Annotated in this window: 26 protein-coding genes; 14 read left to right on the forward strand and 12 right to left on the reverse strand. The window is 61.0% G+C overall.

Features of this window, described 5'->3' with window-relative positions:
- Positions 1–140: 140 nt before the first annotated feature.
- The 9 genes from QE453_RS00750 to QE453_RS00790 all read right to left on the reverse strand — a co-directional run bounded on the left by QE453_RS00750 (position 141) and on the right by QE453_RS00790 (position 8,499).
- Positions 141–926: a TIM barrel protein gene (locus tag QE453_RS00750; RefSeq protein WP_309776176.1), complete on the reverse strand. Its 786-nt coding sequence runs from the start codon at positions 924–926 to the stop codon at positions 141–143.
- A gap of 8 nt (positions 927–934) precedes the next feature.
- Positions 935–1,945, reverse strand: coding sequence for a Gfo/Idh/MocA family protein (locus QE453_RS00755; protein ID WP_034496696.1), 1,011 nt, complete (start codon positions 1,943–1,945; stop codon positions 935–937).
- Between the two features lie 9 nt (positions 1,946–1,954).
- Positions 1,955–2,851: a sugar phosphate isomerase/epimerase family protein gene (locus tag QE453_RS00760; protein ID WP_004445102.1), complete on the reverse strand. Its 897-nt coding sequence runs from the start codon at positions 2,849–2,851 to the stop codon at positions 1,955–1,957.
- A gap of 46 nt (positions 2,852–2,897) precedes the next feature.
- Positions 2,898–3,806 (reverse strand): sugar ABC transporter substrate-binding protein, encoded by a 909-nt coding sequence (locus tag QE453_RS00765; protein ID WP_034496704.1) that lies wholly within the window; start codon positions 3,804–3,806, stop codon positions 2,898–2,900.
- 152 nt (positions 3,807–3,958) lie between these two features.
- On the reverse strand, positions 3,959–4,141 hold the full coding sequence (locus QE453_RS00770) for a hypothetical protein (protein WP_309776177.1): 183 nt from the start codon (positions 4,139–4,141) through the stop codon (positions 3,959–3,961).
- Positions 4,142–4,421: 280 nt separating this feature from the next.
- Complete coding sequence (locus tag QE453_RS00775) at positions 4,422–5,450, reverse strand: LacI family DNA-binding transcriptional regulator (protein ID WP_077986941.1); 1,029 nt, start codon at positions 5,448–5,450, stop codon at positions 4,422–4,424.
- A 433-nt stretch (positions 5,451–5,883) separates the two neighbouring features.
- Positions 5,884–7,089, reverse strand: coding sequence for a 3-oxoadipyl-CoA thiolase (gene pcaF / locus QE453_RS00780; protein ID WP_034496710.1), 1,206 nt, complete (start codon positions 7,087–7,089; stop codon positions 5,884–5,886).
- Between the two features lie 10 nt (positions 7,090–7,099).
- Positions 7,100–7,795 carry a CoA transferase subunit B gene (locus QE453_RS00785; RefSeq protein WP_113382274.1) on the reverse strand — a complete coding sequence of 232 codons (696 nt, stop codon included), beginning with the start codon at positions 7,793–7,795 and terminating at the stop codon, positions 7,100–7,102.
- Entirely contained in the window at positions 7,792–8,499 is a 708-nt protein-coding gene (locus tag QE453_RS00790; protein WP_004445108.1) for a 3-oxoacid CoA-transferase subunit A, read from the reverse strand. Before QE453_RS00790 ends, QE453_RS00785 begins: the two co-directional genes overlap by 4 nt.
- Before the next feature lie 138 nt (positions 8,500–8,637).
- Between QE453_RS00790 and QE453_RS00795 the strand changes: the two genes are divergently transcribed.
- Positions 8,638–9,399 carry an IclR family transcriptional regulator gene (locus tag QE453_RS00795; protein WP_077986937.1) on the forward strand — a complete coding sequence of 254 codons (762 nt, stop codon included), beginning with the start codon at positions 8,638–8,640 and terminating at the stop codon, positions 9,397–9,399.
- On the opposite strand, the gene QE453_RS00800 is transcribed toward QE453_RS00795, so the two are convergent.
- Positions 9,369–10,292 carry a helix-turn-helix domain-containing protein gene (locus tag QE453_RS00800; RefSeq protein ID WP_309776178.1) on the reverse strand — a complete coding sequence of 308 codons (924 nt, stop codon included), beginning with the start codon at positions 10,290–10,292 and terminating at the stop codon, positions 9,369–9,371. The two genes, QE453_RS00795 and QE453_RS00800, sit on opposite strands and share 31 nt — an antisense overlap.
- A gap of 117 nt (positions 10,293–10,409) precedes the next feature.
- Between QE453_RS00800 and pobA the strand changes: the two genes are divergently transcribed.
- On the forward strand, positions 10,410–11,582 hold the full coding sequence (pobA, locus tag QE453_RS00805) for a 4-hydroxybenzoate 3-monooxygenase (RefSeq protein WP_072493009.1): 1,173 nt from the start codon (positions 10,410–10,412) through the stop codon (positions 11,580–11,582).
- Between the two features lie 200 nt (positions 11,583–11,782).
- Here the strand turns inward: pobA and pcaQ are convergent, their stop codons facing one another.
- Positions 11,783–12,724, reverse strand: a complete 942-nt coding sequence (gene pcaQ / locus QE453_RS00810; protein WP_309776179.1) for a pca operon transcription factor PcaQ — start codon at positions 12,722–12,724, stop codon at positions 11,783–11,785.
- A gap of 93 nt (positions 12,725–12,817) precedes the next feature.
- Between pcaQ and pcaD the strand changes: the two genes are divergently transcribed.
- From pcaD to aroQ, 11 genes are all read left to right on the forward strand, one after another.
- Entirely contained in the window at positions 12,818–13,615 is a 798-nt protein-coding gene (pcaD, locus tag QE453_RS00815; protein WP_309776180.1) for a 3-oxoadipate enol-lactonase, read from the forward strand.
- A gap of 3 nt (positions 13,616–13,618) precedes the next feature.
- Complete coding sequence (gene pcaC, locus QE453_RS00820) at positions 13,619–14,053, forward strand: 4-carboxymuconolactone decarboxylase (RefSeq protein WP_309776181.1); 435 nt, start codon at positions 13,619–13,621, stop codon at positions 14,051–14,053.
- On the forward strand, positions 14,050–14,790 hold the full coding sequence (gene pcaH, locus QE453_RS00825) for a protocatechuate 3,4-dioxygenase subunit beta (protein WP_004445116.1): 741 nt from the start codon (positions 14,050–14,052) through the stop codon (positions 14,788–14,790). The genes pcaC and pcaH overlap by 4 nt, the downstream gene beginning before the upstream one ends.
- Before the next feature lie 2 nt (positions 14,791–14,792).
- The gene (pcaG, locus tag QE453_RS00830; RefSeq protein ID WP_004445117.1) at positions 14,793–15,413 is read left to right on the forward strand and encodes a protocatechuate 3,4-dioxygenase subunit alpha; all 621 of its coding nucleotides are present in this window, start codon (positions 14,793–14,795) and stop codon (positions 15,411–15,413) included.
- Positions 15,414–15,481: 68 nt separating this feature from the next.
- Positions 15,482–16,570 (forward strand): 3-carboxy-cis,cis-muconate cycloisomerase, encoded by a 1,089-nt coding sequence (locus QE453_RS00835; RefSeq protein ID WP_004445119.1) that lies wholly within the window; start codon positions 15,482–15,484, stop codon positions 16,568–16,570.
- A gap of 341 nt (positions 16,571–16,911) precedes the next feature.
- Positions 16,912–17,580 carry an amino acid ABC transporter permease gene (locus QE453_RS00840; RefSeq protein ID WP_004445120.1) on the forward strand — a complete coding sequence of 223 codons (669 nt, stop codon included), beginning with the start codon at positions 16,912–16,914 and terminating at the stop codon, positions 17,578–17,580.
- Between the two features lie 12 nt (positions 17,581–17,592).
- Complete coding sequence (locus tag QE453_RS00845; protein ID WP_004445121.1) at positions 17,593–18,243, forward strand: amino acid ABC transporter permease; 651 nt, start codon at positions 17,593–17,595, stop codon at positions 18,241–18,243.
- Between the two features lie 42 nt (positions 18,244–18,285).
- The gene (locus tag QE453_RS00850; protein ID WP_006700221.1) at positions 18,286–19,125 is read left to right on the forward strand and encodes a transporter substrate-binding domain-containing protein; all 840 of its coding nucleotides are present in this window, start codon (positions 18,286–18,288) and stop codon (positions 19,123–19,125) included.
- A gap of 13 nt (positions 19,126–19,138) precedes the next feature.
- The gene (locus QE453_RS00855; protein WP_004445125.1) at positions 19,139–19,900 is read left to right on the forward strand and encodes an amino acid ABC transporter ATP-binding protein; all 762 of its coding nucleotides are present in this window, start codon (positions 19,139–19,141) and stop codon (positions 19,898–19,900) included.
- Positions 19,901–20,103: 203 nt separating this feature from the next.
- Complete coding sequence (locus tag QE453_RS00860) at positions 20,104–20,973, forward strand: shikimate dehydrogenase (protein WP_034497559.1); 870 nt, start codon at positions 20,104–20,106, stop codon at positions 20,971–20,973.
- Positions 20,970–21,413: a type II 3-dehydroquinate dehydratase gene (aroQ, locus tag QE453_RS00865; RefSeq protein WP_004445128.1), complete on the forward strand. Its 444-nt coding sequence runs from the start codon at positions 20,970–20,972 to the stop codon at positions 21,411–21,413. The genes QE453_RS00860 and aroQ overlap by 4 nt, the downstream gene beginning before the upstream one ends.
- Here the strand turns inward: aroQ and QE453_RS00870 are convergent.
- Positions 21,385–22,080: a TetR/AcrR family transcriptional regulator gene (locus QE453_RS00870; protein ID WP_042936849.1), complete on the reverse strand. Its 696-nt coding sequence runs from the start codon at positions 22,078–22,080 to the stop codon at positions 21,385–21,387. The two genes, aroQ and QE453_RS00870, sit on opposite strands and share 29 nt — an antisense overlap.
- 121 nt (positions 22,081–22,201) lie before the next feature.
- Between QE453_RS00870 and QE453_RS00875 the strand changes: the two genes are divergently transcribed.
- Positions 22,202–24,103 (forward strand): bifunctional sugar phosphate isomerase/epimerase/4-hydroxyphenylpyruvate dioxygenase family protein, encoded by a 1,902-nt coding sequence (locus QE453_RS00875; RefSeq protein ID WP_045531797.1) that lies wholly within the window; start codon positions 22,202–22,204, stop codon positions 24,101–24,103.
- Positions 24,104–24,108 lie beyond the last annotated feature (5 nt).

Below are 24,108 nucleotides of genomic sequence, written 5' to 3' on the forward strand. Positions count from 1 at the left end.
CGATCTGAAGAATAACCGCGCCGGTCTGCTGCTCTCTCGTTACCGGAGACTACAGCATCATCCGTAAATGCGGAATTGATTTCTCCGGCTTGGGCGATCGTCCGGTTGCCGCCCGCGTTTCACCGCGGGCGGCAGCGCGGTCAGAGCGCGCCGGCGATGTGGTCGATGCTGGCTTTCACGGCAGCGGCCGGGTCCTTCAGGTCATGAACCTCCGTCGCAAAGGGCTCGAAGCTGTAGGGGCCCTTGTAACCGGCGGCCTCCAGCGCCCTGATCTGGGCGATATTCTCCAGCCGGTCGGCGCCATCCACCAGGACGCGGTGGGCATCCAGCATGTCGGCGACGGAGACGGCGGGGTCGGTGACGCCGGAAATGTGGACGAGACCGGTGCGTTCGGGGAAAAACGCCGTTTCGCCCGCGAGGTGATGGTGGAAGGTATCGTGCACCAGCCTGTAGACATCGCCGCCGGCGGCCACATCAATGGCTCTCACCGCCTCGGTCTTGGTGCGCAGCGAGGAGACCGGGAAGCCGAGCGGTTCGACAAGACCGGTAAGGCCCCTCTCCTCAAGGATCGGCTTCATGGCCTTCAGCGCCGTCACGAGATCGTCGAAGGAAACCGCCCTGCCGTCATTGAGCGGGCACATGACCAGCGCTTTTGCACCGCTCGCCGCGGCGTAATCGGCCATGGCGACGGCGCGCTGCGGCAGGTCGCCCGACCAGACGTTGAAGGGATAAAGCGCGTTGATGGAGATGATCGTCACGCCGGCCTTGTCGGCCGCCGCCTTCACCTGCGCCGGTGTCACCGTACCGACAATATCCGGCAGGTCGTTGCGGATCTCGACCTCGGTGAGGCCGAGTTCGCGCGCGGTCTGGAAGAAGTCCTCGAGCGAAAGCGCCGGGGCGGTGATGTGGTTGATGGCAAAACGCATGAAAGACCTCACTGATAAAGGGCGGGACGGGCGGGAAGCCTGATTGCGACGGCTGCTCCGTCCGTCTCCTGCGCGGCGACGCAGGCATCGGAGGTGATCGCGGCCACGTAGCCGTCCCAGGAATTGGGGCCGGAGGCTGTTCCCTTCGCCGCCGCATGGATGAAGTCCTGCAATTCGACGTCGTAGCTGGCGATGAAACGATCCTTCCAGTCGGTGAGAATATCGTTCTGCAGCTTGGCGCCGAGCCGCGTCTGTATCGCCATCGGCTCCGGCAGGCTGGCAATGCCGTCCTCGCCGACCACCTGGCACTGTATGTCGTAACCGTAGTGGCAGTTCACGAAGATTTCGACGTCGATGATCGTGCCCCTGGCCGTTTCCAGAATGACGATCTGCGGGTCCCTCAGCTTTGCATGGCTGCGGGCGGCGGCACGTGGAAAGAGAACCCGGGCCGACACATAGTCGTCATCGAGCAGCCAGCGCAGCACGTCGATCTCATGGATCATCGTGTCGTGGATCGCCATGGGCGTCACATACTGCTCCGGAACGGTCGGGTTGCGATGGGCGGCATGGACCATGATCGGGGCGCCGATCATGGTGTCCACGGTCTTTTTCAGCGCCACGTAACCGGCGTCGTAGCGGCGCATGAAACCCACCTGCACCAGCCGTTTGCCATGCGCCACCTCAGCATCGACGATCCGCTTCGCGCCCTCTGCCGTCGTCGCCAGCGGCTTTTCGCAGAAGCACGGCTTGCCGGCGGCGATGGCCGCCAACACATATTGCTCATGCGTCGCGCCCCAGGAAGTGACAAGCACGGCATCCACATCAGCTGATGCGATGAGCTCCTCGCCGGTGGCGAAAATGGCGGCATCAGGGGCGATGTCTTTTTTGACCGCTTCGGACGAGGCGCGGTTGACGTCGCTCAGCGCAACGACCTTCGCACCGCCCAGAACCTCATTGATACGTCGGGCGTGATCGCGCCCGATGGCACCGGTGCCGATGACACCAATTTTCACAGTCATCTGAAAACCTCATTTCCAGTATTTGGCGACATATCGCCGGGTTTCGCTGAGCATGAAACGCGCGCTTTCATCGACACGATCTTCCCAGGCAAAGACGCAGTTCGACAGCACACCGTCGAATTTCATGTCGGCCAGCGTGGCGAAGAATATCTCCCAGTCGATCTCGCCTTGGCCGAAATCCGTGTGCTGGTGCACCCTGACTTTGGCGCCGGGCGGATTAACGATGTAGCGCAGCTGCGACGATTTGGTGTGGTCATAGGTATCGGCAAGGCGCACATGCACCAGATGACCTTCGGTCGCGCGCAGGTTGGCAACCATGTCAGGACCGTAAAAGAAGGTGTGAGGCGCGATGAAGGAGGCCTTTACCGCCTTGGAATTGATGGTCTTGATGATGTCGATGGCCGGCGCGATTTCCTCGACCCAGTCTTCGGGATGCGCCTCCAGCGACAGCACCAGCCCCTCCCGCTCGAGGATCGGCACCAGAACATCCATGGCGCGGAAGAACTGCGCTTCGCAGGTTTCCGGACGGTGCAGGCCGGACCGGTCGTTGAGGCTGCGCTCCGGCGAGCCTCCACGGCCGAATTCCGAAACGAACATCGGGCACTCCATCTCGACCGCAATCTCGATGGCGCGTTTCCAGTTGTCGATCGCCACCTCCCATTCGTCCGGATACGGGCTCGCCCAGCGATACATGGGCTGCAGCGTGGCAAGGCCGACGCCGTGATCCTTCAGGGCCTTTTTGAATTCGGCGACGCGCTCGGGATAGACCTTCGGTCGCGTCCACCAGGACAGAAAATCCGGACGGGGTGAAAGTTCGACATAGTCGTAACCGAGCTCTGCGACCTTGCGGCAGGTCTCGGCCAGCGAAAGATGCCGGAACATGTGGGGATCGAGCGTATGTTTCATGGCTGTTTCCAGTCGGTGGGATAAGGGACGGGGCCGAAGCCCCGGCTCATTTGGCATAGGCGGACATGTTTTCCGGCGTGACGAGTTCGAAGGGCACCCAGAGCGTCTTTTCGGTGCTTTGACCGGCAGCGGCCTTCACCGCCGTCTGAACGGAGACCTCGCCCTGCTTCGTCGCATTCTGGTAGACGGTGATATCGAGATCGCCCGCCTGCATCGCGGCAAGTCCATCGGGTGTCGCGTCAATGCCGGCAATGACGACGTCCTTCATGGATACGCCCGCTGCCTTCAGCGCCTGCACGGCGCCAATCGCCATTTCATCGTTGTTGGCGATGACCGCATCGAACTGTATGCCCGCCGTCAGCCAGGAGGAAACGAGGTCCTGTGCCTGCGTGCGGCTCCAGTTCGCCGTCTGCTTTTCAAGGATTTCGATCTTGCAGTCCGGCTTGGAGAACACCGTTTCCACATCCTTGGTGCGAACCAGCGCCGCATGGTTTTCCAAAGGGCCCATCAGAATGACGGCCTTGCCCTTGCCGCCCATCAGCTTGCAGGCGGCTTCGGCTTCCATGGTGCCGGAATCAAGTTCGTTGGAGCCGACAAATGCCGTGCCGTCAGGCAGCCCGGTTTCCAGCTCAGCCGGCGGATGGTTCACATAGACAAGCGGAATTTTCGCAGCGGATGCGGCCTTGGTGATCGCCGAGGTAGCGTCACCATCGACGGCGTTGACGATGATCGCATCGACGCCATTGGCAATGAAGTTCTGCACCTGATTCAGCTGCTTTGAAGGATCGAGCTGGGCATCCTCGACCAGAAGCTCGATGGTCTTGTCGCGCCCGGCCTCGGCCCTTATGCCGTTGAGCAGGATCGTCAGAAACGGATTGTCGAAAGACGTCATCGAGACTGCAATTCGGGTCTCGGCCAGAGCCGGTGTCGCGAAGATACAGAGTGCCGTCGCCATCAATAGTTTTTTCAAGGTTTCCTCCCGCGGAAATCGCTGCTGATTGCATTGTCCAGTTTTTGCCGTAGCCGGTCGTGCCCGGCTGCGGCGCGTCAGGCCCCTCCGGCGGCACTCCCCCGGGGAGCGCAGAAGCCGGCAGGCACGGCCATGGCTCAGTTCCCGGCCTGATGGTTTTTGAGATTGGTGGGCGTTACCAGCTCGAAGAGCACGAAGACCCTCCTGTCTGCCGCATCGTTTCTGGCAGGTTTCAGCGCCATCGAAACTCCAACGGCCTGCACCGGCGCGCCCGTCGTCCGCATGGTCGCGAAGGCTGCATTGGCGAAATGTCTTTTCATCTCGTTCCCCCTCCAAACCTTGAAAAGAACCGGCCGCACCATCGCGCTCGAATGGCGCCGTCACGGCTTTCCGGAAAAAGCTGCCCCCGCGCCGCGAAGGAATATCCGCAGCGTCAAGCAACCCCGACGTAATCTCATGCTGTGAAGGTCGGCCTCCTGTCCGCTCCACAGGCAGGCAAGATTTCCTAGTCCGGTCACCACGTCAACGCGTCAGCAGCAGGCAAAACCATCAAGCATGATAGAAACGGGCGGACGCGATATGATGTAATCTATCAAACCATCAAAGGCTTTCAGGAACCCAGAGATGGGCAGGAAGGAAACGCTGTCCCGGCGTCTCCGCCATGCCATGTTCGATAGTGTGAACCATGGTTGCAATGAGATCGGCGCACAATTCGCGCAGCGGGGTCTGGAACACGCCGCTGATGCTGCCTTCCAGCAGTGCCTGGCGGGACAAGGGGGTCAGTTCGTTGACAAGGCAGACGATGGGTTCCTGCCGCTTTTCGTGTTGAAGTGCCTCTATCACGCCCTCCATGCCGCCGCCCACGCAATAGATGCCGACGAGATCCCTGTGCTTGGCGATAGAGTCCATCACGAGCTCATAGGTTACGCGTCGCGTTTCCAGCGTGATCAGGGCATCCATAACCTCAAATTCCGGCGCATATTCACGCATGTAGCTGCGAAAGCCGGTTTCGCGCAGCGAGTGACCATGAAACCGGTGACCGCCAAGCAGCAGAAGCACCTTGCCCTTGCTGCGCGCCAGTCGTGAGATCATCCACGCCGCTGTGCGCCCCACCTTCATGCTGTTGACACCGAGATAAGCCTCCCGCACGCCCTGGGCAAAATCGGAAAGCAGCGAGAATGTCGGAATGCCCTTGATCTTCAATGCCTCGACGGCGGCCGTGACATCGTGGTGGTCCGGCCCGGTAGCGGCCACCGCCTGTACCCGGCCCTTCATGCCCATAAGCAGCGCCGCAAGCTCCGCCGGCTCACCGGATTGCGCAAATTCGATGCGCAGATTGACGTGGCGATCCCGGATGTTGCGCGCCGCAAGCTCCAGCTCGTCGGCAAAGGTCTGATAAAAGGCGTGCCGTTCCTTGCGCAGAATGATGCCAAGGCCATAGGAAGGCATATCCGCCAGCATACGCTGACGAATGATGTTGGTGGCATGAAAGCCGATCTTCTCCGCGGCCTCGAACACACGCCGCGAGGTTTCCTCCCGCACCGGCAGGCGGCCGTTCAGCACCCGGTCGACCGTGGCGACGCTGACGCCGGCGGCCTTTGCAACATCGGTAATGGTCGGACGTTTCATGCGGGTGCCCCGTAGACGCAAAGATTCCTGTCATATCTCGCAAAACATGTCACGGATTATGATGGAATCCAACATGTGCAGAGGGATAAGAGCGTGGAGTACTTTATCAGGGAATAATCGACCGGGGCCTGCATCGCAGGGCCGGCTTGCTTGGCCCAGCACGCCTCCTCTCCTCATCTTTGTGCTTGTCACAGAGATTCAGCCAGCCCAAGTCCCTGGGCTGAGAGGAGTCTTCCCGCCGCGCAGACGCGCGTCGGCTGTATTCCTGTGACAAGCACAGGAATGAGGGGGCTGGGATGTGTCAGAGCGAAAAAATCACCTGCCGAGTAACCTGAATGGCCACTGTCACACTAAGGAAGCTGCGGCAGCGGGCATTCGTACCGGTTTACGGCGGCATTGGCACCGTTATCACGATGCTGAAGCCGTTATTCCGTCAGATCCGCTCCAGCGCGACGGCGATACCCTGCCCGACGCCGATACACATGGTGGCGAGCGCCAGCCGCTTGCCCTTCAAGGAAAGTTCGAGCGCCGCCGTGCCGGCGATACGCGCACCGGACATGCCGAGCGGATGGCCGAGCGCGATGGCACCGCCATTCGCATTTACCCGCGCATCGTCATCGGCAATGCCGAGCTGGCGTAGCGTCGCGAGGCCCTGGCTCGCGAAAGCCTCGTTCAGCTCGATCACATCGAGCTGTTCCTGCTTCAGCCCGAGCCGCGCCAGAAGTTTGGCGGAGGCCGGAGCCGGGCCGATGCCCATGACGCGCGGCGGCACGCCGGCAGCGGCGCCACCGAGGATACGGGCGATGGGAGTGAGGCCATATTTCTTCGCAGCCTCGGCTGACGCGATGATAAGCGCGGCCGCACCATCATTGACGCCAGACGCATTGCCCGCCGTTACCGTAGCGCCCTCGCGCTTGTTCACCGGCTTCAGCTTAGCCAGCGCTTCGAGGCTTGTGGCCCGCGGATGTTCGTCCTTCGAGACGACAAGTGGATCGCCCTTGCGCTGGGGGATCGTTACCGAAACGATTTCCCTGTCGAGACGGCCATTGGCCTGCGCATCCGCCGCCTTCTGCTGACTGCGCACGGCGAAGGCATCCTGATCCTCGCGGGAGACCTGATAATCGACCGCGACATTGTCACCCGTTTCCGGCATGGAATCGACGCCATATTGCGCCTTCATCAGCGGGTTGACGAAACGCCAGCCGATGGTGGTGTCGTAGATTTCGGCGTTGCGCGAAAAAGCGCTCTCCGCCTTGGGCAGAACGAAGGGCGCGCGGCTCATGCTTTCGACGCCGCCGGCAATCATCAGCTCCGCCTCGCCCGATTTGACGGCGCGGGCGGCAGCAATGACGGCATCCATGCCGGAGCCGCACAAACGATTGATGGTCGTTCCGGTTACCGACACCGGCAGGCCGGCGAGCAGCAACGACATGCGCGCCACGTTGCGGTTATCCTCACCCGCCTGATTGGCGCAGCCGAAGATCACATCCTCGACGGCTTCCCAGTCGATTGAAGGATTGCGTTCCATCAGCGCCTTCAGCGGCACCGCGCCGAGGTCATCCGCCCTCACGGAAGAAAGCGCACCGCCGAAACGGCCAATGGGCGTGCGGATGTAATCGCAGATATAGGCTTCGGTCATCAGTGTTTCCTCAAAGTTCCGGTGCAACGAGATCAGCAACCGTGCCATCCACATGAAGCGGCGCGCCGGTCATGGCCTGCAATTCATCGAACGTCATTGCCGGCAGTTTTTCACGCAGCACGAAGCGGCCATCAACCACGTCAATCACCGCGTGGCTGGTATAGATGCGGGTGATGCAGCCGACGCCGGTCAGCGGGAAGGCGCATTTCTCAACCAGCTTTGGCTCGCCATTCTTGGTCACATGTTCGGTGATGACGAAGACCTGCTTGGCCCCATGAACCAGATCCATGGCCCCACCGACGGCTGGCACACCCCTGGAGCCGACGCGCCAATTGGCGAGATCGCCATTCTGGGCCACCTGATAGGCCCCGAGGATCGCCACATCCAGATGTCCGCCACGCACCATGGCGAAGCTGTCGGCATGGTGGAAGAAGGCGGCGCCCGGTTTCAGCGTCACGGCCTTCTTGCCGGCATTGATGAGGTTCCAGTCCTCCTCGCCTTCCGGCGGCGCTTCGCCGAAATTCAGGATGCCATTTTCGGTGTGGAAGATCGCCTGACGGCCGGGTGGCTGATAGCGCGCCACCATTTCGGGAAAACCGATGCCGAGATTGACGTAGGCGCCATCTTCGATGTCCTGTGCCGCGCGCCAGGCGATCTGGGCGTTGGAAAGCTTGATGTCTTCGCGGGTGTCGATGGTCGTGGTCATGCGTAGGCTACTCCCGCGCGAATGAGGACTTCTTCCTGTTGCGGATCTGAAATTTCCACGACGCCGTTCACGAAAATACCCGGCGTCACGACATGCTCCGGATCGATCTCGCCGGCGGCGACGATCTTCGAGACCTGCGCAATGGTGGTTTTCGCGGCCATGCACATCAGCGGGTTAAAATTGCGCCCGGCCTTGTTGTAGGTGAGGTTGCCATAGGTGTCGCCAAGCTCGGCCTTGACGATGGCAAAATCGGCCTTCAGCCAGCGCTCCTGCACGTAGGAGCGGCCGTCGAATTCCGCGATTACCTTGCCTTCTGCCAGTTCCGTACCGAAACCTGTCGGGGTGTAGAAGGCCGGAATACCGGAACCGCCAGCGCGAATGCGCTCGGCAAGCGTGCCCTGCGGCACCAGCTCCAGTTCGATTTCGCCGGCCAGATAGCGATCGGTGAAGGCGCGCGGATCCGAAGAGCGCGGGAAGGAACAGATCATCTTCTTGACCATGCCCGCATCGATCATCGCGGCGATGCCGATGCGGCCGTTGCCGGCATTGTTGTTGATGACGGTAAGGTCCTTCGGTCCCTTGTCGATCAGTGCGTGGATCAGCTCGATCGGCGCGCCGGAGCCGCCAAAACCGCCGATCATGATCGTCGCACCATCGCCGATGCCAGCAAGCGCCTCTTCCGCGCTCTTGATTGTCTTGTCCATTCTCAAAACCTCCATCCAGCCGAGCGGATGGACCGGCAGGGCTGCTTGGCCATGAGGTAAAGCTGAAATTGCCTCGACGGCAAGGATTTTGTGCGTTATATGATTTTTGTTCGTATATCGCACAAATGGAGCGTAGCCATGGCCGTCAATGAAAGAGACATGATGGGCGGTCTCGCCAAGGGATTGCGCGTGATCGAAGCCTTCAGCGCCGAGCGGCCGCGGCTTTCCATCTCCGATGCCGCCGAGATCGCCGGACTGGACCGCGCCACCACACGCCGCTGCCTGCTCACGCTATCGGAGCTTGGTTATGCCGCCTATGACGGCAAATTCTTTACCGTCACGCCGAAGGTGCTGCGGCTCGGAACCGGCTGCCTCGCCACCATGCCGCTTCCCAAAATCGTCCAGCCGCTCATCGATCGCCTTTCGGAGGAGATCGGCCAGAGCACCTCCGTCTCTATCCTGGACGAAACCGAAATCGTTTATGTGGCCCGCGCCGCCCAGCAGCGGGTCATGTCGATTGCGCTCATGCCGGGGTCGCGCCTGCCCGCCTATTGCACCTCGATGGGCCGTGTTCTTCTTTCCGCTCAGCCGCCCGAACGCCAGCGCGACATTCTCGAAGCCTCCCGGCTGGTCGCCCGCACGGAAAAAACCATTACCGATATTCAGGCCTTGCTCACCGAAATCGAGGTGACCGGCCATCGCGGTTATGCGTTGATCGATCAGGAAGTCGAAATCGGCCTTCGCTCCATCGCCGTGCCGCTGAAAAGCGTGCGTGGCCAAACGGTTGCCGCGCTGAATGTCGGGCTCGCCGCCTCGGTCGCTTCGATGGATGATCTGGTGGAGCGATATTTGCCCGCACTTCTGTCCGTTCAGCGGGAACTGGCGAGAATGCTGGTCTGAAGCGGCATCTGCCGCGCGCCAGTATCGCCCATCTTGCGCTGCTCGGCGAGCCGCCAGGCGCGCGGCGTCATGCCGGTTTCCCGCCTGAAGAAGCGGTTGAAATAAGCGGGATCGGCAAATCCAAGACCCTCCGCGATCATCTGTACGCTGGAGACGGTGAAGACCAGTTCCTGCTGGGCGATCTCGATCTGGCGCTTGGCAATCAGCCGCTGCAGGCTGAGCCCGGAAACGGAACGGACAAGCCGGTTGAGGTGCGTTTCCGAAAGGCCGAGCTTCCTCGCATAAAAACCGGCTTTCTGCGGCTCGCGGATGTGGCGGGCGATCAGCGACAGCAACCGTTCGAAACGCTGCTCCGCCAGTCCCTCACCGCTTGTTTCCAGAAGCGGCTGCGCCGCCCGTGAAAGAAGCGCTACGACGGTCGCAAGCTGGCCTTCTATCATCGCGTCGCGACCGATCTCACGGGCCTCATATTCCGCGGAAATCCGTTCGAACCCGCTGCGCACTCCTTCTCCATCGGCAAAATCCTGCACGGGCAGAAGCACCGGTTGGGAGAAATTCCGCAGCAGAAGCGCCTGCACCGATGCCGGCAGCGCGCCCTGCAGCATGGTGACGATCACGCCGCCGATATCGCGGGAAAAACGGAAGCCGTGTTCGAAACCGGGTGGCACGATGATGGCGACCGGTGGGCGGATCGGCTCGATGCGGCCATCCAGCAAGGCATCACCCTCGCCGCCAAAAATGTACAAGATTTGCAAAAAAGCAGAATGGCGATGCAGGCCGATTTCAAAGCGATGCAGGCTGCTCCGCGAAAAAAGCGTTTCGCAATGGAAGCGAAAATCGCTGCCCTGCGCGGCTTCCTCACCATAGAGCCCTTCATTGGCAGTCACACGCATCTCATCCCCCTCCTGCGCCCGATGGTCGGATTGTGCAATTTACGGACCGGAAAGTCCATTGAGCTTCCGGCAACGCTTGGTCAATTTCTTGACCGGAGACAAGTTCGGGAGGAAACAATGCGTACACAGGTCGTCATCATCGGCTCCGGTCCATCGGGGCTGTTGCTTGGCCAGCTTCTGGCGAAAGCCGGTGTCGAGACCGTCATTCTCGACCGGGTCAGCAAGGAATACATTCTCGGCCGCGTCCGCGCCGGCGTGCTGGAAGAAGGCACGGTACAGCTCATGGAAAAGGCCGGCGCGGATAAACGCCTGCGCCGCGAGGGTCTGCCGCATGACGGTTTTTCGCTGACCTTCGACGGTCGCGACCATCGTATCGATCTATTCGATCTGACCGGCGGCAAGCGTGTGATGGTCTATGGTCAAACGGAAGTGACCCATGACCTGATGGATGTGCGCGAAGCGGCCGGCCTCTCGACCATCTACGATGCATCTGATGTCGAGCCGCATGATTTCGATGGCGAAAGCCCTTATGTAACCTATCAGAAAGATGGCGTAACCCACCGGATCGATTGCGATTTCATTGCCGGCTGCGATGGTTTCCACGGGGTGAGCCGAAAATCCGTGCCGCAAGGCGCGATCAGGGAATTCGAGAAGGTCTACCCCTTCGGCTGGCTCGGCATTCTGGCCGAAGTGCCGCCGGTCAACCACGAACTCATCTACGCCAACCATCCGCGCGGTTTTGCCCTCTGTTCCATGCGCTCGCACACGCGCAGCCGTTATTACATTCAATGTTCGCTCGAGGACCGGCCTGAAGACTGGAGCGATGAACGTTTCTGGGATGAAATCCGCCGTCGCCTGCCGGAAAACCATGCGGATGCGATGGTGACCGGCCCCTCCTTTGAAAAATCGATCGCGCCGCTCCGTTCCTTCGTCAGTGAACCAATGCGGTTCGGACGGCTGTTTTTAGCGGGGGATGCCGCCCATATCGTGCCGCCAACGGGTGCCAAGGGCCTGAACCTTGCCGCCAGCGACGTACATTATCTGAGCGAGGCGCTGATAGAGTTTTATCGCGACAGGTCTGAAGCTGGCATCGACGCCTATTCGCAGAAGGCGCTTTCCCGCGTGTGGAAGGCGGTGCGCTTCTCTTGGTGGATGACGACGATGATGCATCGTTTTCCCGATACGGGGGATTTCGGCCAGCGCATTCAGGAGGCGGAACTGGATTATCTCGTCCAATCGCGCGCCGCTTCCACCGCGCTTGCGGAAAATTACGTGGGGCTTCCGTATTAGGGCTGCACCAGACACGCGGCTTTTATCCCTACCGTTTCCACACCAGTCACCCCGGACCTGATCCGGGGTTCCAGCGCGATCAAGTCATTGATCGCAAAAAGGACTCTTTTCACGGCGCAGACGCGCCGTGGCTGGATTCCGGCTCAAGGCCGGAATGACGGAGGACAGGTTCTCAGACTTTTCCGACCCTCACCCTCATCTCAAGAACCAGCCTCCGCCCTCCCATCCAGCAACTCGCCCGCCGCCTCACGTATGGACTGCATCAGCAGCGAAAGCGGCAGCGAGGGCTGTGTATCGGCCCGCACCGTCAGTCCCACCGGGCCGCTGGTATCGCCGGTCTCGACCGGCAGAATTTCGAGGATGCCATCGGCCACATCCGCCGCCACGACACCCTCCGAGATGATCCAGATCGCGTCGCTGGTGCGCAGAAAGGCGCGACCGAAGGCGTCGGATACGGTTTCGATGCGGATCGGCAGGGCCGGAACGCCGTTGGCGATCAAAAACTGTTCCACGACAGGACCGATGACGGACTGTCGTGTGGGCATCAGCACCGGATATTCATGCAGGTGATCGAACACTGAAACACCGGGCGTCAGAAGCGGGTGGCCAGCCCGCACCACGAAGCGCACCCTTTCCGAATAGAGATGCTCGAAGGAAAACCCGGCCATCTTCTGCGGCGCCGCGAGACGGCCGACGACGAGATCGAGATCGCCGACCCGCAGCTGCTCCAGCAGAACAGCGTTTTCGCCCGTCACGATCTTCACCGGGCTGCCGGTCTTTTCCGCCAGAAAACCGGCCATCGCCTTCGGCATGATGCGGACCGAAACCGTGGGCAGAGCACCCACCCGCACCGGGGGACCGGCGCGCGCCGCCTCCTGCGAAACCGAATCGACCGCCTGTCGCAACGCCGTCATCGTCGCGCCGGCGTGGCGCAGGAAAACCTCGCCGTAGCGGCTGATGCGAATGCCGCGACCTTCCCGGTCGAATAGCGAGACACCCAGAATCTCTTCCAGTTCGCGGATCGTTTTTGTCACCGCCGGCTGGCTGACATGCAGTATTTCGGCGGCGCGGATAACGCTTTTCTGCCGCGCAACCTCCACGAAGGTCTGCAGGTGGCGGAACTTGATACGCTGGTCGACCATCGCTCGTATAATCCAGTGGTTATGATTTTCATCGATAATGTCATTTTACTTAACCGGAACCCGCTTGCAATATCCCCGGCAGGAGGAGCCATCATGCATTTTCTGCGCTGCGGCGAGACCGTGATCCATTATCGCGTCAAGGGATTGGACAGCGGCAAGCCGGTCATCGCCTTCGTCAATTCGCTCGGTACGGATTTCCGCATCTGGGATGCGGTGATCGAGGTGCTTGGCGATGACTATGCCTACGTGCTGCACGACAAGCGTGGCCACGGGCTTTCCGATATCGGTCGCCCACCCTATTCGATCGACGACCATGCCGGTGACCTGATCGCGCTGCTCGATCATCTCGGTGTGAAAAGTGCCGTCATCTGGGGCCTGTCCGTTGGCGGCCTGATTGCCCAGGGGCTTTATGCCCGCCGGCCCGATCTCGTCCGCGCACTCGTGCTCAGCAATACCGCTCACAAGATCGGCACGGCCGACATGTGGAACGCCCGCATCGACAAAATCTCTGCCGATGGCCTCGGCTCGCTGGTCGATCCCGTCATGGAGCGCTGGTTCACGCCCGCCTTCCGCACGCCTGACAATGCCGCCTATGCCGGTGCACGCAACATGCTGTCGCAACAGCCGGAAGCCGGTTACAGCGGCACTTGCGCCGCCATCCGCGACGCGGATTTTACCGCGGCCGCCGGGCGCATTGCCGTGCCGACCCTTTGTATCGTGGGCGATCAGGACGGATCGACACCGCCGGAACTGGTAAAATCGCTGGCGGACCTCATTCCCGCAAGCCGCTTTGTAACAATCGCCGGCTGCGGCCACATTCCCTGCCTTGAACAGCCACTCGCCTACGCGCAGGCCGCGTGCATTTTTCTCAAGACCTTGCCGGAGCATTGACCGATGGCGGACCAGAACAACAAGAACGAACGTTTCGAACAGGGCATGAAGACCCGTCGCTCCGTGCTGGGAGATGCCCATGTTGACCGCGCCCAGACCGTGACGACGGGCTTCGACCAGCCTTTTCAGCAGCTCATTACCGAAGGCGCCTGGGGCACCGTCTGGTCCGGCAATCAATGGACGAAACGCGAGCGCTCGATGGTCACCATCGCCCTTCTTGCGGCGCTGGGCCAGGACGAAGAACTTGCCATGCATGTGCGCGCCACCGTCAATACCGGCGCAACCGAGGCGGATATTCGCGAGGCGCTGATGCACGTGGCGATCTATGCCGGCGTGCCTGCCGCCAATCATGCTTTCAAGATTGCCAAGCTTGCCCTGGCCAGCATGAAAGCCGATAGTTTCCTTGATAAAACTGGCGATGGGGAGGAGACGAAATGAGCAACCAGCCACCAGAAACCGGGCCTTTCTTCGCGCGCAACCGCGATATTCACCCGCTGGCCTATGCGCCCGGCTACAAGACCTCGATCCTGCGCTCGCCGCAACGCGCCCTGATATCTCTTGAGGGAACCAAGAGCGAGATCACCGGTCCCGTTTTTGGCCATGGCATGCTGAACCCGCTGGATAACGATCTCATCCTCAACTATGCCCGCCCCGGTGAAATGCCGGTCGGCCCGCGTATTCTCGTTCACGGCCGGGTGCTGGACGAGCGCGGTCGCGGCGTCGGCGGCGCGCTGGTGGAATTCTGGCAGGCCAATGCCGGCGGTCGCTACCGCCACAAGAAGGAAAGCTACCTCGCGGCCATCGATCCGAATTTCGGCGGCGTCGGCCGCACGATCACCGACGAGAACGGCTATTACTGGTTCAAGACCATCCAGCCAGGCGCCTATCCCTGGCCGAACGGCGTCAATGACTGGCGGCCGGCCCATATCCATTTCTCCATCTTCGGTCACGGTTTCGCGCAGCGCCTCATCACCCAGATGTATTTCGAAGGCGATCCGCTGATCTGGAAATGTCCGATCGTCAAAACCATTCCGGACGAGGATGCGATACGGAGACTGATCGCGCCACTGGACATGAATGCGACGCTGCCGATGGACATGCTCGCCTATAAGTTCGATATCGTGCTGCGCGGTCGCCGCTCCACCCTTTTCGAAAACCGCATGGAGGGCAACTGACCATGGTTCAGCCGCTCAACTATTTCAAGGAAACCGCCTCGCAGACGGCAGGGCCCTATGTGCATATCGGCTGCACACCCAATTTCGTCGGCATCGAAGGCGTGTTCGAGAAGGATCTCGGTTCCGGCCCGCTTTATAACGACAAGGCCCGCGGCGAGCGCATCAGCGTGCGCGGCACGGTCTATGACGGCGCCGGCATGCCGCTCAAGGATGCGCTGATCGAGATATGGCAGGCCGATACCGACGGCTATTACAACAGCCCGAGCGAAACGCGCGGCAAGGCCGACCCGAATTTCATCGGCTGGGGCCGCTCGCCCGGTGACATGGATACGGGCGAATTCGTCTTCGAAACCATCAAGCCCGGCTCGGTGCCGTTCCGCGACGGTCGGCCGATGGCGCCGCACATCACCTTCTGGATCGTCGCGCGTGGCATCAATATCGGCCTGCAGACCCGTATGTATTTCCCGGAAGAACAGGAGGCCAATGCCGCCGATCCCGTTCTCGCCCGCATCGAGCAGAAAAGCCGCATCGCCACGCTTGTCGCGAAAAAGGAAGAAGGCAACGTTTATCGTTTCGATATCCGTCTGCAGGGCGAAGGCGAAACCGTGTTTTTCGATATCTGACGCATATCGCGCAAAAGTGTGCAGCGGTTTTGCGACAACGATATGCGCAAAAGAAAGCGAGACGGACGATGAGCCTTTCCCCCTTCGAGCACCCTTTCCTCTCAGGCCTTTTCGGCGACAGCGAAATCGTCGAGCTGTTTTCGGCAAGGGCGGATATCGACGCCATGATCCGTTTCGAAGCGGCGCTGGCGGAGGCGGAGGCGGAGGCTGGCATCCTTGCGGATGAGGTGGCACAAGCGATTGTCTCAGGCCTGTCGGACTTTGCCGCCGACATCACCGCCCTTCGCCACGGCGTCGCAAAGGACGGCGTTGTGGTTCCCGAACTCATCCGGCAGATGCGGGCGGCGGTCGCCGGCAAGGCAGCGGACAAGGTGCATTTCGGCGCGACCAGCCAGGATGTCATCGATACCAGCCTGATGCTGCGGCTGAAAATGGCGGCGGAAATCATCGCCATGCGGCTCGGGCGTCTCGTCGATACGCTGGGAGATCTCGCCTCCCGCGACGGCCATAATCCGTTGACGGGCTATACCCGCATGCAGGCCGCGATCGGCATCACGGTCGCCGATCGGGCGGCAAGCTGGATTTCACCGCTGGAGCGCCATTTGCTGCGGCTCCAGAGCTTCGCGCAGACCGGTTTCGCCCTGCAATTCGGCGGCGCGGCCGGCACGCTCGAAAAGCTCGGTGACAATGCCGCAGCCGTGCGCATCGATCTGGCAAGGCGCCTCGGCCTTGCCGATCGGCCACAATGGCAAAGCCAGCGTGACGGCATCGCCGAATTTTCCGGTCTGCTTTCGCTGATCACGGGCACGCTCGGCAAATTCGGGCAGGACATCGCGCTGATGGCCGAACTCGGCACGGAAATCCGCCTCTCCGGAGGCGGCGGTTCCTCGGCCATGCCGCACAAACAAAACCCGGTCAATGCCGAAACGCTGGTGACGCTCGCGCGCTTCAATGCCGTGCACATATCGGCGTTGCACCAGTCGCTTGTGCACGAACAGGAAAGGTCCGGTGCGGGCTGGATGCTGGAATGGCTGTCGCTCCCACAAATGGTGACGGCAACGGGAGCCTCGCTGTTGATCGCCGAGCGGTTGGCGGGGCAGATAGACAGGTTGGGCGCAGGCGACAACGAGCCTCAGGACGATCGGCATCTTCCATAGACCAGGGCTTCAAGGGACTGCCAGACGGGCGGCCGGTGGCGACATGGTGACGTGCGGAAAGCGCTTGCGCTCCTTTGCATTAGCCATTGATAAAAAAGACTTTATCGGGAATTTCAAAAAACAAAAAAACAGCGGCGACGCCGCTTTTTAACCGGATATGGCGCTTGACACAAAAATGAACTAACTGGTACAAACATTAAGATTAACGAGACGCCGCCGACAAGGGTTCGAAGCCCGCAGCGGCAAAAATCGACAAATGGAGGGCTTTGGCGCCGCACGGTTCCAGAGCGATGCGGACAAGGCGCAAAGCCTGTCCGGACCCGAAGGGGTTGGGAGGAAGAATGTCTTACAGTCTCGATTTCTCAGCGGTCATAGACCGGCTGCCCGAGCTGCTTTTAGCCTGTCTGGCGACGATCGGCCTTGCCATTGCCGGCATGTCGCTTGCCACCGTCATCGGGGTTCTCGGGGTTGTCGCCCGACGCTCGCGTTTCAGGCTGCTGCGCGGCATCGTCATCGGCTTTGTGGAAGCCATCCGCAATACGCCGTTTCTGGTGCAGATATTCTTCATCTTCTTCGCCCTGCCGCAGATCGGCATCAAGCTCAATCCCACCGTCACCGCCATCATTGCGCTGGCCCTGAACGGTGGCGCCTACGCCATTGAAATCATTCGAGGCGGGGTCGATTCCATCCCCAAGGGCCAGGTGGAAGCGGGCCTCGCGCTCGGCCTGCACCGGGCGCAGATCTTCCGCCATATCATCCTGAAGCCGGCGTTGCGCGCGGTCTATCCGTCACTCACCAGCCAGTTCATCATGCTGACGCTGACGACGTCGGTCTGCACTTCGATCGCCGCTTACGAGCTGACTTCGGTCGCGCAGAAGATCGAGGCGGATACGTTCCGGTCCTTCGAGGTCTATTTCTCGATCACGCTGCTTTATCTCGTCATTTCCTCGCTGATGATGGCCGTCTTCTCGCTCATCTCCCGCCTTTCCTTCAGCTATCCGGTCAAGTGAGGAGAAAAGACAATGGCATCCATCGGTCCCAACGAACTCTTCTTCCTGCTGCAGGGTCTGAAATGGACCCTTGCGCTGACCATCATCGGCTTTATCGGCGGCGGCATTTTCGGCCTTTGCGTGGCGCTCGCCCGCGTTGCGGACAGCCCGGCAATCCAGCGGGCAAGCACGGCCTACATCGCCATCTTCCAGGGCACGCCGCTCCTGATGCAGCTTTTCGTCGTTTATTACGGCGTGGCGCTCGCCGGCCTCAATGTCGATGCCTGGATCGCCGTTGCCATCGCCTTCACGCTGCATGCCAGCGCCTTTCTGGGTGAAATCTGGCGCGGCGGCATCCAGGCTGTGCCGAAGGGCCAGACGGAAGCGGCCAATGCGCTCGGCCTGCATTACGTCTCACGCATGAAGGATGTGATCCTGCCGCAGGCGCTCAAGATCTCACTGCCGGCCACCATCGGTTTCCTCGTGCAGCTCATCAAGGGCACCTCGCTTGCGGCGATCGTGGGTTTCGTCGAGCTCTCCCGCGCCGGACAGATCGTCTCCAACCAGACGTTCCGCCCGCTCACCGTCTTCGCCCTCGTCGGCATCATCTATTTCCTGATCTGCTGGCCGCTCTCCCTGTGGGGCGCCGGCGTCGAAAAGCGGCTGCAGGCCGCGTCCCGTTAAACGTCAAAACCATCTCATCAGCTTTGTAAGGAGGAGCAAAAGATGAAAACCACCAGCATGAAATTCTCGCGTCGCGCCCTGCTCGCGCTCGCCGCGGCAACGGTTGCGCTGCCTTTCGTGACACCGGGCGATGCTTTCGCCGGGACCGTTGAAGAGGCAAAGGCCAAGGGCAAGGTCGTCATCGGCATTCAGGGTGACAATTCGCCCTGGGGCTTCGTGAATTCCAGCGGCGTGCAGGATGGTCTCGATGCCGATATCGGCAAGGCCTTCGCGGACTATCTCGGCGTCAAGGCCGAGTTTGTGCCGCTCGCCGTCGCAAACCGCATCCCGGCGCTGCTGACCGGCAAGGTCGACGTGCTCTTCGCCACCATGGCCATGACCGCCGAGCGCGCCAAGAGCATCCAGTATTCGAAGCCCTATGTCGGCAACGTGTTTTCCGTCTATGCCCCCAAGGACAAGAAGATCGCCGGTTACGATGATCTGACCGGCATCAATGTCGGCGTGCCGAAGTCGAGCGCCATGGACACGGCGATTACTGCCGGTGCCGGCTCCAAAGCCAATATCCTGCGCTTCGATGACGACGCCGCCAATATTCAGGCGCTGATATCGGGCCAGGTCGAAGCCGTGGGCGGCAACATGTTCTACGGCGACCGGCTGAACAAGGCCGCCGAGGGCAAGTACGAATCAAAGTTCGAACTGACGACCATGTATAACGGCGCCGGCACCCGCCCGGGCGAGAAGGACTGGAACGAAACCATCAACGCCTTCCTCGACAAGATCAAGTCGGATGGTCAGCTCGCCAAGATTTACGACAAATGGATGAAGCGCGAAGTGCCGGCCTTCCCGGACAGCCTTCCCGACATCCCCTTCACCGTGAAGTAATCTGGAGGTTTCCATGCCGCAATCCGCCGCCGCACAGGTTCCGCTTATCGCCCTTGAAGGGGTCGGAAAGTGGTATGGAGCCTACCACGCGCTTAAAAATGTCAACATGACGGTTCGCAAGGGCGAGAAGATCGTTCTTTGCGGCCCGTCCGGTTCGGGCAAATCCACCCTCATTCGCTGCATCAACCATCTGGAGGAGATCCAGGAGGGCAAGATTACAGTAGAGGGAACCATGCTTTCGGATTCCAGCCGCGCCATCGATGCGGTTCGGCGCGAAGTGGGCATGGTGTTCCAGAGCTTCAATCTCTTCCCGCACAAGACCATCATGGAAAACTGCACGCTGGCGCCCATGCGGGTGAAAGGCCTGTCGAAGGCCGATGCGGAGGCGACGGCACGCAAATATCTGGAGCGCGTGCGCATTCTCAACCAGGCCGACAAGTACCCCGCCCAGCTTTCCGGCGGCCAGCAGCAGCGCGCGGCGATTGCGCGGGCGCTGTGTATGGAACCGAAGGCGATGCTGTTCGACGAACCGACCTCGGCCCTCGATCCGGAAATGGTGAAGGAAGTGCTCGACACCATGATCGGTCTTGCCCGCGACGGCATGACGATGATCTGCGTCACGCATGAAATGGGTTTCGCCCGGCAGGTGGCCGACCGCGTGGTCTTCATGTCGGAAGGCGAGATCATCGAGGAAGGCCCCCCGGAGGAATTCTTCCGCGATCCCAAGCACCAGCGTACCCGCACGTTCCTTGGCGAAATTCTCGCCCATCATTGAGGTTCGCGCTCCGCGGGGAACTCTTGGCGACCTCCCGCGCAGAGACAGCGTCATCCCCGGGACAGGCCCGGGGATCCATGGAGCCAGCGGATGACAGATCCCCGGGATCAGGCCCGAGGATGACGACGGCGAGGTTTCAACACCTCGCCAGCAACCCGAAGGCAGGCGATGCCCGCCGCCGAACAGATGAACGACCCGAGATCATGACAGACAAAACCGCATTCAAGGTCGGCCTGATAGGCGCCGATATCCAGCTATCCAAGTCACCCGCGCTGCATATGCGCGAGGGAGCAGCCCATGGTCTCGACTATTCTTATGAGCTGGTGGATGTCTCCGCCCGCAAATTGCCCTTAAGCGCCCTTCCCGATCTGCTCGATGAGCTGGAGGCGCGCGGTTTTGCCGGCACCAATATCACCCATCCGTTCAAACAGGCCGTCATCGCGCATCTGCACGAACTTTCTGATGACGCCCGCATGCTTGGAGCGGTCAATACCGTCGTCTTCCGCGACGGCCGCCGCATTGGCCATAACACGGACTGGTACGGCTTTTACGAAAGCTTCGTGCGCGGCCTGCCGGATGCAAAGCGTGATCGGGCGCTGCTGGTCGGCGCAGGCGGCGCCGGCGTGGCTGTCGCCCATGCCGCCCTGAAGCTCGATATTATGAGACTCGATATTTTCGATCGCGATTTGCCCCGGGCCGAGCGCCTGGCGAGCGAACTCAACGACCGCTTCGGAGAAGGGCGCGCCTTTGCCGTTGGCGACCCGGCCGCTTCCCTGCCCTTTGCCGATGGCCTGATCCACGCCACGCCAATGGGCATGCCCGCCCATCCCGGCATGCCGGTTTCGGCCGCCCTGATCGAACAACGACACTGGGTGGCCGATATCGTCTACATGCCGCTCGTGACCGAGTTGCTGGCAACGGCGGCGAAAAAGGGCTGTCGCACCCTGCCCGGCGGCGGCATGACGGTGTTTCAGGCCGTTGGCGCATTCCGCCTCTTCTGCGGCCGCGAGCCGGACGCTGCGCGCATGACCGCACATTTCACCGAGCTGTGCATGGCGGAGGGGGTGGCATGAGTCTTTTCACCATCCTCAACGGCCCGAACCTCAACCTGCTCGGCCAGCGCCAGCCGGAAATCTACGGCTATGAAACGCTCGCTGACATCGAGTCCCGTTGCCGCGGGATCGCAGAAACCGCCGGCCACGAACTGTTTTTTGCCCAGAGCAACCGGGAATATGAGCTGATCGACTGGGTTCACGAAGCCCGCGGCAAATCCGCAGGCATCGTCATCAACCCCGGCGCCTTTACCCATACGTCGGTGGCCATCCTCGATGCGCTCAATGCCTTTGAGGGGCCGGTGATCGAGGTCCACATTTCCAACATCCACAAGCGCGAGGTCTTCCGGCACCACTCCTATGTCTCGACCCGCGCGGAAGGCGTGATCGCCGGCCTCGGCATCGAAGGTTATGACGTGGCGCTGCGCCACCTCATTGGCCGTCTTTCGCGCTCGTCGTGATATGGGCGGGCGTCAGCACATAACGCAGCACCATGTCGCTGACATGCCGCGACAATGTTTCCTGTCCCGCATCGGTGAACAGGCTGTCGCCGAAGATGAACGAGAACGTCGTGACATTCGAGACGTTGAAAAAGGACAGCGCGCTGATCTGCCAGTGCAATTCCAGCGCATCGATGCCCTCGCGGAAGACGCCGCTCTGCTGGCCTCGCAGCAGCACGCTTTCCAGCGCATCGATGGCCGGACGGTTGAGCTGGCGGATCGTTTCGGAGGACTGCATGTGCCGGCCGTGATGGATGTTCTCGATCATCACCATGCGAATGAAAGCGGGATTGCGCCGGTGGTGATCGAAGGTGAACCGACAGAGCTTGTCGAGCGCCGCAGCCGGTTCCAGATCATCGAGCTCCAGATCGCTCTCGCCGCCGCGCACCTTGGCATAAGCCTCCTCCAGAACGCGCTGGTAAAGGCTCTCCTTGTCGGTGAAATAATAATAGATCATGCGCTTGGACGTGCGCGTGCGCGCCGCTATTTCATCGATGCGGGCGCCGGAGAGGCCATTTTGCGAAAACTCTTCCATGGCCACCGAAAGAATGTCGCGGCGAACTCCTTCCGGATCACGCTTCGCCTGCCGGCTTTCTCGGGTCGCGTTCAAAGTCGCAGTTTTGGTCATCATCCATTCCATCGGTGGGGCGGCGGCCTGCGGTCACGCCCTGCTTATTAACCAATCAGTACATAAGGCTGAAAAGGAAGGCAATATGGCGAGCTATGACACAGCAGGACACGGCATGCCAATGCGCACATCCATTGCAACCGTATCGATCAGTGGCGAATTCCCCGAAAAGCTGGCGGCGATCGCCAAGGCCGGCTTTTCCGGCGTGGAGATTTTCGAAAACGATTTCCTGACCTATGACGCCTCCCCGCGCGAGGTAAAGGCACTGGCTGCCGACCACGGACTTGATATCACCCTGTTTCAGCCGTTCCGCGACTTCGAGGGCATGCCGGAGCCGCACCGCGCCCGCGCCTTCGAGAGAGCGCAGCGGAAATTCGACATCATGGGCGAACTCGGCACAGATCTGATGCTGATCTGCTCAAATGTCTCGCCGGTCTCGCTCGGCGGCATAGACCGCGCCGCCGCCGACTTCCATCAGCTGGGCGAACTCGCCGCAAAACATGGCGTGCGCGTGGGTTACGAGGCGTTGGCCTGGGGCCGTCACATCAGCGATCACCGCGATGCCTGGGAAGTGGTGCGCCGTGCCGACCACGCCAATGTCGGCATCATTCTCGACAGTTTCCACACGCTGTCGCGCAAGATCGATCCCAATTCCATCCGTTCCATTCCCGGCGACAAGATTTTCATCGTCCAGCTGGCCGATGCGCCGCTGATCGACATGGACCTGCTCTACTGGAGCCGCCATTTCCGCAACATGCCGGGAGAAGGCGATCTGCCTGTCGTGGATTTCATGCGCGCCGTGGCTGCAACCGGTTATAGCGGCCCGCTGTCGCTCGAAATCTTCAATGACCAGTTCCGCGGCGGCTCGGCCCGGCTGCTCGCCGAGGACGGCCACCGCTCGCTCGTCAACCTGATGGATCAGGTGCGCCGTCTTGAGCCGGATATCCGAATCGACGTGCCCGCCATGCCGGACCGGGTTGAGACGCGGGGCGTGGAGTTCGTGGAATTCACCACGGCGCCGGAAGAAAAGATCAATCTGGAGGCGCTGCTCGCCACGCTCGGTTTCGAGAAAACCGCACATCACCGCAATCGCGATGTCGACCTCTACACCCAGGGCGATATCCGCATCGTCATCAATACCAGTGATGGCGGCGACAGTTTCGCCGGGGCGTCCTATTCCATCCACGGCACCAATGCGTATGCATTCGGCCTCAAGGTCGATGACGCCAAAGCGGCGCTGGCGCGTGCTGAAGCGCTGGGTGCGCCCACCTTCGCCGAGCCGCGCAAGACGGGCGAAGTCGCCGTCCCGGCCATTCAGGGCGTGGGCAACGGTGTCATTTATTTCCTCGACGATTCGCCGGCGCTTGCTTCCATCTGGGACAATGAGTTTGCGACAGTCGGCGACAATAAACCAGCTGGCGATGCCGGGCTTAAGAGGATCGATCATCTTGCGCAAACAACGCATTACGATGAAATGCTGACGTGGCTTCTGTTCTACACCTCGCTGTTTTCTACCCGCCGCACACCGATGATCGATGTGGTCGATCCGGGCGGGCTGGTGCGCAGCCAGGCGATTGAAAGCGTACCCTCACCGCATTTCCGCCTGACCATGAACGGCGCCGACAATCGCAAGACCTTCGCGGGCAAATTCCTCGCTGAAGGTTTCGGCACCAGCATCCAGCACATCGCCTTCGCCACCGACGATATTTTCGCGACGGCCAGGGCGATGCAGGCGCGCGGTTTTCAGGCCCTGCCGATCTCGCGCAATTATTACGACGATCTGGAGGCCCGTTTCGGTCTGGAGCCGGAATTTTCCGATGCGCTGCGAGCGGCGAGCATCCTTTATGACCGCGACGACAATGGCGAATATTTCCAGATCTACAGCCGCACCTTCGGCGAAGGTTTCTTCTTCGAAATCATCGAAAGGCGCGGGGCTTACGGCGGTTATGGTGCCATGAACGCCCCCTTCCGCATTGCCGCGCAACGACGCCTTGCGCCGCCGGTTGGCATGCCGAAGGAATAGGTCTC

It is taken from the genome of Agrobacterium sp. SORGH_AS_0440, assembly GCF_031453135.1.
Taxonomy (GTDB): Bacteria; Pseudomonadota; Alphaproteobacteria; order Rhizobiales; family Rhizobiaceae; genus Agrobacterium; species Agrobacterium pusense.

Bases quoted from the DNA above. Each gene is read 5' to 3' on its own strand.
- QE453_RS00790 (WP_004445108.1), bottom strand. From the start codon at position 8,499: ATGGACAAGACAATCAAGAGCGCGGAAGAGGCGCTTGCTGGCATCGGC.
- pcaQ (WP_309776179.1), bottom strand. From the start codon at position 12,724: ATGGTCGACCAGCGTATCAAGTTCCGCCACCTGCAGACCTTCGTGGAG.
- QE453_RS00875 (WP_045531797.1), top strand. From the start codon at position 22,202: ATGCGCACATCCATTGCAACCGTATCGATCAGTGGCGAATTCCCCGAA.
- QE453_RS00770 (WP_309776177.1), bottom strand. From the start codon at position 4,141: ATGAAAAGACATTTCGCCAATGCAGCCTTCGCGACCATGCGGACGACG.
- QE453_RS00850 (WP_006700221.1), top strand. From the start codon at position 18,286: ATGAAAACCACCAGCATGAAATTCTCGCGTCGCGCCCTGCTCGCGCTC.
- pcaG (WP_004445117.1), top strand. From the start codon at position 14,793: ATGGTTCAGCCGCTCAACTATTTCAAGGAAACCGCCTCGCAGACGGCA.
- QE453_RS00800 (WP_309776178.1), bottom strand. From the start codon at position 10,292: ATGCGTGTGACTGCCAATGAAGGGCTCTATGGTGAGGAAGCCGCGCAG.
- pcaC (WP_309776181.1), top strand. From the start codon at position 13,619: ATGGCGGACCAGAACAACAAGAACGAACGTTTCGAACAGGGCATGAAG.
- QE453_RS00785 (WP_113382274.1), bottom strand. From the start codon at position 7,795: ATGACCACGACCATCGACACCCGCGAAGACATCAAGCTTTCCAACGCC.
- pobA (WP_072493009.1), top strand. From the start codon at position 10,410: ATGCGTACACAGGTCGTCATCATCGGCTCCGGTCCATCGGGGCTGTTG.
- QE453_RS00855 (WP_004445125.1), top strand. From the start codon at position 19,139: ATGCCGCAATCCGCCGCCGCACAGGTTCCGCTTATCGCCCTTGAAGGG.
- pcaH (WP_004445116.1), top strand. From the start codon at position 14,050: ATGAGCAACCAGCCACCAGAAACCGGGCCTTTCTTCGCGCGCAACCGC.
- QE453_RS00845 (WP_004445121.1), top strand. From the start codon at position 17,593: ATGGCATCCATCGGTCCCAACGAACTCTTCTTCCTGCTGCAGGGTCTG.
- QE453_RS00755 (WP_034496696.1), bottom strand. From the start codon at position 1,945: ATGACTGTGAAAATTGGTGTCATCGGCACCGGTGCCATCGGGCGCGAT.
- QE453_RS00835 (WP_004445119.1), top strand. From the start codon at position 15,482: ATGAGCCTTTCCCCCTTCGAGCACCCTTTCCTCTCAGGCCTTTTCGGC.
- QE453_RS00765 (WP_034496704.1), bottom strand. From the start codon at position 3,806: ATGGCGACGGCACTCTGTATCTTCGCGACACCGGCTCTGGCCGAGACC.
- pcaF (WP_034496710.1), bottom strand. From the start codon at position 7,089: ATGACCGAAGCCTATATCTGCGATTACATCCGCACGCCCATTGGCCGT.
- QE453_RS00750 (WP_309776176.1), bottom strand. From the start codon at position 926: ATGCGTTTTGCCATCAACCACATCACCGCCCCGGCGCTTTCGCTCGAG.
- QE453_RS00840 (WP_004445120.1), top strand. From the start codon at position 16,912: ATGTCTTACAGTCTCGATTTCTCAGCGGTCATAGACCGGCTGCCCGAG.
- QE453_RS00760 (WP_004445102.1), bottom strand. From the start codon at position 2,851: ATGAAACATACGCTCGATCCCCACATGTTCCGGCATCTTTCGCTGGCC.
- QE453_RS00795 (WP_077986937.1), top strand. From the start codon at position 8,638: ATGGCCGTCAATGAAAGAGACATGATGGGCGGTCTCGCCAAGGGATTG.
- pcaD (WP_309776180.1), top strand. From the start codon at position 12,818: ATGCATTTTCTGCGCTGCGGCGAGACCGTGATCCATTATCGCGTCAAG.
- QE453_RS00870 (WP_042936849.1), bottom strand. From the start codon at position 22,080: ATGACCAAAACTGCGACTTTGAACGCGACCCGAGAAAGCCGGCAGGCG.
- QE453_RS00860 (WP_034497559.1), top strand. From the start codon at position 20,104: ATGACAGACAAAACCGCATTCAAGGTCGGCCTGATAGGCGCCGATATC.
- QE453_RS00775 (WP_077986941.1), bottom strand. From the start codon at position 5,450: ATGAAACGTCCGACCATTACCGATGTTGCAAAGGCCGCCGGCGTCAGC.
- aroQ (WP_004445128.1), top strand. From the start codon at position 20,970: ATGAGTCTTTTCACCATCCTCAACGGCCCGAACCTCAACCTGCTCGGC.